The sequence below is a fragment of the Candidatus Thiosymbion oneisti genome (assembly GCF_004359955.1).
Lineage (GTDB): Bacteria > Pseudomonadota > Gammaproteobacteria > Chromatiales > Chromatiaceae > Thiosymbion > Thiosymbion oneisti.
The window spans coordinates 1-9,577 of the sequence record NZ_SMSC01000051.1; the positions used below are offsets into that span (position 1 = coordinate 1).

Here is a 9,577-nt window from a genome sequence, read left to right on the forward strand (position 1 = left end):
GCGGCATTGGGTCGCTTGCAGCCGAATGTTAGGCGAATGACCTGTGAAAAACGAGCCATCTATTGAGCCCTGGTCCCTTTTCCCATTACTTATTCATCTATAGCCTTATGAACCGAAAGAAAAAGTAGGCCAAACAAATGTAGGCCAAATAAAGAAATAATCTTTTTCCTTCTGCCCAATCACGTCTGATTCGGCAACTTTCATTCCACTCAAGTTGAAAGTACTTTTCGAAACAAATATTGGATTGGCCAATATTGTTGCGTCTTTAGCATAATGAAGCTCTAACACTTCGAAAAAATCGCCATTTACAGATACCACTAAACCCGTAGCGAGCACACTAGGATTGCTACTTAGGTTGTGAGTCATTGTCTGCGCAAATTTCGGTATGCCTCGATAGGCCGTTGTTAAGCTGAAAACACTTATCCAGTTATGAAATATGTGGCAAGCAACATTGCCCATTCTATCTGTGCCAACTATTGATACTAGGTCATGTGAGTCATTTAAGTACTTTGGCCTTATATAGACCATTGCTTTGGCAGGCATAATGATGTGGGGCGATGGATAGGGATAGCTGTTTACGAAAATATCTCTAAACTCTAAGGGAGAAAATAGATAAAGTGAATTTGATTCCGGTTCGGGGGGAGTCCAAGAACCCAGCAAATTCCGAACCTTCAAACCGTCAAGATGAAGACTAAGGGTCTGCCAATTCAGTAGCATAGTGCGCATTAAGCTTTCTTCTGCAAAAACTTTTTGCCAGAACGTTAGTTTGGCTTCTTGAAAAGCAGTCGGATTGGCTGCATTGTTATTCTGCTGTGTGCAGGCGGCCAGGCCGATGTTAGTCACAGCCGCCACAACACAGATTTTTATAGCTAGAGAAAGATTTATGGCCTGTGCAAACTTTTTCATCGCTGTTTTCTCCCTTTTTAAGTACGGAATGCTCTTGGGGTAATGTGCGCCTAACAGGTAATGGTCATCCCTACTCGATCCCGATATCGTGCTTACAGGGTGACCGGATTGGGTTTTTCCGGGTCGATCCGGTATTTTGCGATGGCCTCCGAGACCCGGGCCACGGGGATCTCTCCGTCATCGACCAGGGCCTTGAGGGCGGCCAGCGCGATGTAGTGGCGATTGACCTCGAAGAACTTGCGCAGCTGTCTGCGCATGTCGCTGCGGCCGAAGCCGTCGGTACCCAGGACCCGGTACCGCCGGGGGACGAAGGGACGGATCTGGTCCGCCAGGGCTTGGATGTAGTCGGTGGCGGCGATGATCGGGCCGCTGGTGGGGCCGAGCTGCTGTTCCACATAGCTCCGCCGGGGTGCCTGCTGCGGATGGAGCAGATTCCAGCGTTCCACCTCCATGCCTTCGCGCCGCAGCTGGTTGAAGCTGGTGACGCTCCACACGTCCGCGGCGACCGCGAAGTCCTGCTCCAGGAGCTCGGCCGCGGCCAGGGCCTCCCGCAGGATGGCGCCGGAGCCCAGGAGTTGGACCCGCTTTTCCATTTTTTCCATGGCCGCGCCGGTGCGTACCTGGTAGATGCCCTTGAGGATGCCTTCCTCCACGCCCTCCGGCATGGCCGGCTGGACATAGGTCTCGTTCATGGCCGTGATGTAGTAAAAGCGGTCCTCCTGCTCTTGGTACATGCGGCACAGGCCGTCCTGGATGATGACCGCCAGCTCGTAGGCGTAGGCGGGGTCGTAGGCGATGCAGTTGGGGATGGTGGCCGCGACCACCGGGCTGTGGCCGTCCTGGTGTTGCAGGCCCTCGCCGGCCAAGGTGGTGCGCCCCGCGGTGCCGCCGATCAGGAAGCCGCGGGCGCGCATGTCGCCGGCGGCCCAGGCCAGGTCGCCGATGCGCTGGAAGCCGAACATGGAGTAGAAGATGTAGAAGGGGATCATGCTCTGGCCGTGATTGGCGTAGGCCGTGGCGGCGGCGATCCAGGACGACATGGCGCCGGCCTCGGTGATGCCTTCTTCCAGTACCTGGCCCTGCTTTTCCTCCCGGTAATAGAGGAGCTGATCCGCGTCCACCGGCTTGTAGAGTTGGCCCACCGAGGAGTAGATGCCGAGCTGGCGGAACATGCCTTCCATGCCGAAGGTGCGCGCCTCGTCCGGGATGATGGGCACCAGGTATTTACCGATTTCCTTGTCCCGCACGATCAGGGTCATGATCCGCACCAGGGCCATAGTGGTGGACATCTCCTTGTCGCCGCTGCCTTCCAGGAGGGGGCGGAAGACCTCGAGCGCCGGCATGGCAAGCTTGGAGGCCGTCGTATCGCGGATCGGCAGGGGGCCACCCAACGCCTCGCGGCAGTGGTGCAGGTAGCTCATCTCCGGGCTGTCGGCGGGGGGCTTGTAGAAAGGGGCGGCGCCGATTTCGTCGTCCGAGACCGGGATGTTGAAGCGGTCGCGGAACTCCTTCAGCGCCACCTCGCCCATCTTTTTCTGGGAGTGGGTGATGTTCATGCCCTCACCGGCCCGGCCCATACCGTAGCCCTTGACCGTCTTGGCCAGGATCACCGTCGGCTGGCGCTTATGGGCGACGGCGGCCGCATAGGCGGCATAGACCTTGATCGGGTCGTGACCGCCGCGGTTGAGGCGCCAGATGTCCTCGTCCGTCATATTGGCGACCATGTCCGCCAGCTCCGGGTATTTGCCGAAGAAGTGCTGGCGGGTGTAGGCACCGCCCTTGGCCTTGTAGGCCTGGAAGTCGCCGTCCACACATTCGTGCATGCGTTTGAGCAGGATGCCGTCCTTGTCCCGCGCCAGCAGGGGATCCCAGTAACCGCCCCAGATGACCTTGATGACGTTCCAGCCGGCGCCGCGGAAGTCCGCCTCCAACTCCTGGATGATCTTGCTGTTGCCGCGCACCGGCCCGTCCAGGCGTTGCAGGTTGCAGTTGACCACGAAGATCAGGTTGTCCAGGCGCTCGCGGGCCGCCAGGGCGATGGCGCCCATGGCCTCGGGCTCGTCCATTTCGCCGTCGCCCATGAAGGCCCAGACCTTGCGCTGCTCGGTATTGAGCAGCCCGCGGTCCTGGAGGTAGCGCATGAAGCGGGCCTGATAGATAGCCATGATGGGACCTAAGCCCATGGACACGGTCGGGAACTGCCAAAAGCCCGGCATGAGCCAGGGATGGGGGTAGGAAGACAGGCCGTTGCCGTCCACTTCTTGGCGGAAGTTGTTGAGCTGTTCCTCGCTGATGCGCCCTTCGAGAAAGGCGCGGGCATAGATGCCGGGGGCGGAGTGGCCCTGGATGAAGACCAGGTCCCCGCCGTGATCCTTGGTGCGGGCGTGCAGGAAATGGGTGTAAGCGACGTCGTACAGGGTGGCGATGGAGGCGAAGCTGGCGATGTGGCCCCCGAGCTCGGAGGCGATTCGGTTGACATGGACCACCATGGCCATGGCGTTCCAGCGCACGAAGGAGCGGATCCGCCGCTCCATGGCGGGATCGCCCGGAAAGCGCGCCTGCTGTTGGATCGGGATGGTGTTCACATAGGCCGTATTGGCGCTGTAGGGCAGATGGGCGCCGGAGCGCCGGGCCTTGTCGATAAGGCATTCGATCAGGAAATGGGTGCGCTCGACACCCTGGTTCTCCAACACGGCCTCCAGGGCGTCGAGCCATTCCTGGGTCTCTTGGGGATCGATGTCGGGCTGGTTGGTCATGGTTGTTCCGTAGGTCGGGTCAGGCCAGGGCGACGGCGGTGGCTGGCGACGGAGGCGGCCGGCACGGGCGGAAAACGGGAACAGTATATAGGGTTACCCGGAGCGCTTCCGCCGCAATGTCCGGGCACCGGGGTGAGGGCGTATGAACGGCTGCCGGTCGTTTGTCGGACCCGTCCGCCGTCCCCTGGCACTCGTTCCCACGCTCCAGCGCCTGCCTGTGCGTCCCTGCACGCAGACAGGTGGGAACGCCGGCTTGTCCGCTCCTGCGGACGCAGCTCCTCGGTGCTGATCGGCGTTGGCGGTTAGAGGCTGTCTAATAAAAGGGCCGTAGGCGGTAGGCTGGGTTGAGGAACGAAACCCAGCTTTTATGGGCAAGCCTGGTTTGCTGGGTCTCGTCCCTCGACCCAGCCTACCAGCTACCATTTTCAGCAGTGATGATTATTCGGTAGCCCTGAATGGTCTCCTCCCACCGCTGGCCCCAGGGTCCATTATCGGCTAGCATCCTTTCCATCGGTGAGGAAATGGACAGGCAGCGGTGTCCCATTCCCCACCCATCGGCCGACGCGCCCCGAGCGAGATTGGGTATCCCATAGATGGCCTACACGCCGGGTTTCGACTACGACCTCTTCATCAGCTTCAGCCACCGGGATAACGCGCCGCGTCCCGGGCAGGATACCGGCTGGGTAGAAAGATTCGTAGACTATCTGGAGTGGTGGCTGGGCAAGCGCCGGGGCCTGGCCGGGCTCAAGATCTGGTGGGACCAGCGGCGTCTGACCGGCGCCACCGAGCTGGATCGCTGTATCGAGCAGGATCTGGGCCGTACCGCCTTGCTGGTGGTCCTCCATTCCCACAACTACCGCAACTCGGCGTATTGCAAGCAGGAGCTCGACTGGTTTGTCGCCGCCGCCAAGTCGCAACCACTCGGGCTTGCCGTCAATGGCGAGCGGCGCATCTTCAATATCCTGATCAACAAGATTTCGCATGAGGAGTGGACCGACTCAGGCCATTGGACCGAACCCCTGGCCGGCACACTCGGCTTCAAGTTCCACGACGCTCCCGATGACCAGGACGCCTTCGGCGATCCCATCGAAGACTCCGACCCTGCGCGCTACGACACGGCCATGCGGCCTATCGTCGATGCCGCGACCCGCCTGCTCAAATCATTTCCGGCACCGCAGGACGGCCCGGAGCCGTCGCCGACCGACCAACCCGCCGGGGATCGGCTGCCCGAGATCCTGATTGCCGACGTACCGGATAGCCAGGCCAAGCTGCGTAAACGGCTCATTGCGGAAATCGGCGACCGAGCGCGCATCGCCGAGCCGATCCCGCCGCCCTACCCGGCCGCCGAGCATGACACCGCGGTGCAGCGGGCCCTGGAGCAGGTCGAGCTGAGCATCCATCTGCTCGACGGCTGGCCGGGCCGAGCAATAGACGGTGGTGAGCACAGCTATTCGCGCCGCCAGGCCGAGCTCGCCCAGGCGGCACCCGCCCGCTCCCTGTTCTGGCTGCCGGACTCCCTCGACCTCGCTGTCTTGGATGATGCGGACCATCGGGACTGGCTACGGGCCCTCGAGACCGACGCCCGCTCCGGTGCCGGCTATCAGCTCCAGCGCAGCAGCCCGGTGCGGCTGATCGAGGACGTCCTGGAGCAGCTCGCCGGGCTCCGTACCGACCAGGCTGATACGCAGGCGAAGCGTACCATCGTCATCGATCCGCATCCTATCGACCAACACCAGGGCTTCAAGCTGGAGACGAATCTCAAACACCGGGTGCCGGCGCTGAAATTGGCAGTGACCCATGACGGCGCCGAGCCTGCCGACCGCTGGACCGATTTCGAGCAGCGCGTCGAACACGCGCGCGAGCTGATCGTGCTGTACGGCCAGGTCGATCCGAAGTGGGTCCGCAGCCGTATCGAACGCGCCGTCAGGATAGCCGCCGCCCAGCCTATCGAGGACATGGCGCTCGATACCCTCTGGGTATGGCGGTTGCGGGACCACCTAGGCAGCGAGATCCGGCAACTCCAATCATCGCTGCCGCCGCGGATCCAGATGCGGGTGTTGGACAATACCGATGTCGCCGGCATCGTGGAGGCCCTAGTCGAGCATACTGCAAGACCACAGGGCGAGGAGGGACGGGAAGAAGGCCAACCACTGGCGTCCAACCCCTTTGTCGGTCTGCGGCCATTCGAGCGTGCGGACAGCCTCTACTACTTCGGCCGCGATGCCCAGATCCAAGCCCTGCTCACCTCCCTACACCAGAGCCGCTTCCTGGCCCTGGTGGGCAGCTCCGGCTGCGGCAAATCCTCACTGATCCGGGCCGGGCTGATCCCGGCCCTGGAGGCCGGCTTCCTGGTCCAGGACCGGGACCGCTGGCGCATCGCCACCTGCAAGCCCGGCGAGACGCCCCTGATGCACCTGGCCGTGGCCCTGCTGGCGACGACCGGGGGGGACCCGGACGCAGCCACTCGGCTCGCCGACCAATTGCTGGAAGAAGGCGTCGAGGCGGCCCTGGAATGCCTCGGGCCCACACTGAAAGACGACCACACCAATCTGCTGCTGCTGGTCGACCAGTTCGAGGAGCTCTTCCGTTTCGGTCAGGACTCAATCGAGACCCAGGGGGCCGGGACCCAGGCGGCCACCCGCCGCGCCGAGGCCGAGGCATTTGTCGATCTGCTGCTGCAGCTGGCGAGCCGCGACCGGCTGCCGGTCTATTGCGTCATCACCATGCGCTCGGATTTCATCGGCGACTGCGACGCCTTCACCGGCCTGCCGCAGGCCATCAACCGCGGCCAATTCCTGGTGCCACGCCTGACCCGGGTCCAGCGCCGAGAGGCCATCACTGGCCCGGTCCACCTGACCGGCGAACGCATCGCGCCGAGATTAGTGGACCGGCTGTTGAACGAACGGCTGGATACCCGGGATGACCTGCCCATCCTGCAGCATGTCCTCATGCGCTGCTGGGACGCCTGGTCTGAACACTCGGCGGCATCACCGGACGGGCCGCATGACCAGGGTCCCATCGACCTCCGGCACTACGAGCAGATACAGACCATCCGTGGCGCCCTGAATGCCCATGCCGACGAGGCCCTGAAGGAGCTCAGGGGCGAGGACCAAGACTTGGCGCGGCGGTTGTTCCAGGCCCTCACCGAGGTGGACCTCGGCAATCGCCGCATCCGCCGGCCCACCCGCCTGAGCCAGCTCTGTGCCATCACCGGCGCGACCGAGCCGCAGATCAGGCATGTCATCGACTGCTTTCGCCAAGGGGGAGAGAAGAGCGGTCGTAATTTTCTGGTGCTGTCCGGGGATCGGGATCCCATGATAGACATCTCCCACGAGAGCCTGATCCGCCAGTGGAAGAACTTGTGGACATGGGTGGATCAGGAGACCGCAGATACCGATATCTACCGCCGGCTGGCCGAGACCGCCGGCAAGCACAGCGAGGCCGAACCGCGTTTCTATCGGGACGCGGCGCTGCAAGAGGCCATCGATTGGCAGCGGCGACAGCAGCCCACCGCGGCCTGGGCCGAACGCTATCGGCCTGGCTTCCAACCGGCCCTGGCGTTCTTGCAGGAAAGTCGCCTGCTCCGCATCCAGGAGCACCGCGAGCGCCGGCAGGCACGTATCGAGCGCGAGCAGGCACGCCTCGAACGCGAACGATTGCTCCAGGAACGGGCCAAGCAGGAACAGGCAAATGCCAAGCTGGCGCAGGAAAAATCCGAGCAGGACCGGCGGGCACGCCGTACTGCCCTTAATTGGAGTCTGGGCCTGGGCGTCCTGGCCGTGCTGATGCTGCTCCTGGCCGGCTATACCTTACACCTCTGGAACGATGCACAGGAGAAGACCCAGATTGCGGAGACGGCGGAGCAGACTGCAACGCTTGCTGCGGAGCAGGCCGAAAGCGCACGTCGGGATGCCGAGACTCAACGCAATGCCGCCGAGTTCGAGCGTAACCGGGCTAAAGACCAATTACTCAAGGCCAGTATCAACCTGGCCCGTGTCCATGAAGAAAAGGCCCTGTTCTGGCTCGAACGCGCCTCCAACACCGAGCATACCGGCGATTACCAGCGGGTATTGCTGCGGGCACTCCAGGCCCAACGCCAGCCGATCCAAGGCAAGCCCGGCTTGCAACCGAAGGGCATGGATCGCTTGACGGATCCCCGGATTGCGGGCGCATTCCGGGAGCGCTGGCAGTCGCCGACACCTCAATTAAATAGTACGCCCAATGATATTGCCTGGTCACCCGATGGCAAGCAGATGGCAACGGGTCAATCCGATGGCAGCATTCGAATCTGGGACGCGGCCACCGGCAGACCGCTGCACAAGCTGACGGGGCATGACAAATCAGTGACCTCGGTAGCATTCAGCCCGGACGGCAAGCGGCTGGCAAGCGCATCAACGGACAACACCGTCCGCCTCTGGGACCCGGTCACCGGCGAGCCCATCCGCACCCTCACCGGCCATGAGGATATGGTTTGGTCCGTGGCCTTCAGCCCCGACGGCAAGCGACTGGCGAGCGGCTCGGATGATGGAACCCTGCGCTTGTGGGATGCGGCCAGCGGCGAGCCCATCCGTATCCTCACCGGACATGAGAACGTGGTTCGGTCCGTGGATTTCAGTCCGGACGGCAAGCGACTGGCGAGCGGCTCGTCTGATCGAACCCTGCGCTTGTGGGATGCGACCAGCGGGGAACTGATCCGCACGCTCACCGGACATGGGAGCATGGTCACAGCCGTCGCATTCAGCCCGGACGGTAAGTGGCTGGCGAGCGGCTCGGCTGATGGAACCCTGCGCTTGAGGGACCCGGCCAGCGGCGAGCCGATCCGTATCCTCACCGGCCATAAGGGCAGGGTCACAGCCGTCGCATTCAGCCCCGACGGCCAGCGGTTGGCGAGCGCCTCGTGGGACAGCACCGTGCGATTGTGGGATGCGGCCAGCGGCGAGCCGATCCGTATCCTCACCGGACATGAGGAAGGTGTCAACGACTTGGCCTTCAGCCCCGACGGCCAGCGGTTGGCGAGCGTCTCGTGGGATAACACCGTGCGCTTGTGGGACGCGGCCACCGGCGAGCCGATCCGTATCCTCACCGGACATGAGGCCGATGTCAACGACCTTGCCTTCAGCCCCGACGGCAAGTGGCTGGCGAGCGGCTCGGAGGATAAAACGATCCGCCTCTGGGACCCGGCTACCGGCGAGTCGATCCGTATCCTCACCGGCCATGAGGGCAGGGTCACAGCCGTGGCATTCAGCCCCGACGGCAAGCGGCTGGCCAGCGGCTCGAATGATGGAACCCTGCGCTTGTGGGATGCCGCCAGCGGCGCGCTCATCCGTATCCTCACCGGGCATGAGCGGAGTGTCACAACCGTCGCCTTCAGCCCCGACGGCAAGCTATTGGCCAGCGCCTCGTCTGATCGAACCCTGCGTCTGTGGAATCTGGCCACCGGCGAGCTGATCCGCACCCTCACCGGCCATGAGGGCGATGTCAACTCCGTCGCATTCAGTAGGGACGGCAGCCGGCTGGCGAGCGGCTCGTATGATGAAACCCTGCGCTTGTGGGACGCGGCCAGCGGCGAGCTCATCCGTACCCTCACCGGACATGAGGGCAGCGTCACAGCGGTGGCATTCAGTGGGGACGGCAGCCGGCTGGCGAGCGCTTCGTATGATGGAACCCTGCGCTTGTGGGACGCGGCCAGCGGCCAACCCATCCGCACCCTCACCGGATATAAGAGCGTAGTTACAGCCGTCGCTTTCAGTCCCGACGGCAATCGGCTGGCGAGCGGCTCGTGGGATAACACCCTGCGATTGTGGGATGCCGCCAGCGGCGAGCCCATCCGTATCTTCACCGGGCATGAGAGTAGTGTCACAGCCGTCGCTTTCAGCCCCGACGGCAAGCGGCTGGCGAGCGCCTCGGATGATGGA

General features: G+C 62.9%; 3 protein-coding genes. 1 reads left to right on the top strand and 2 read right to left on the bottom strand.

The features are described 5' to 3' along the window. Positions 1-105: 105 nt before the first annotated feature. A complete protein-coding gene (locus E1958_RS18775; protein ID WP_133513230.1) occupies positions 106-906 on the bottom strand; it encodes a hypothetical protein in 801 nt (266 codons plus the stop codon). A gap of 92 nt (positions 907-998) precedes the next feature. After that, positions 999-3,662 (bottom strand): pyruvate dehydrogenase (acetyl-transferring), homodimeric type, encoded by a 2,664-nt coding sequence (gene aceE, locus E1958_RS18780; protein ID WP_133513231.1) that lies wholly within the window; start codon positions 3,660-3,662, stop codon positions 999-1,001. 593 nt (positions 3,663-4,255) lie between these two features. On the opposite strand from aceE, the gene E1958_RS21020 reads away from it, so the two are divergent. Further along, positions 4,256-9,577 (top strand): nSTAND1 domain-containing NTPase (locus E1958_RS21020; protein ID WP_133513232.1); only part of this gene is annotated, 5,322 nt, incomplete at its 3' end.

Bases quoted from the DNA above. Each gene is read 5' to 3' on its own strand.
- E1958_RS18775 (WP_133513230.1), bottom strand. From the start codon at position 906: ATGAAAAAGTTTGCACAGGCCATAAATCTTTCTCTAGCTATAAAAATC.
- aceE (WP_133513231.1), bottom strand. From the start codon at position 3,662: ATGACCAACCAGCCCGACATCGATCCCCAAGAGACCCAGGAATGGCTC.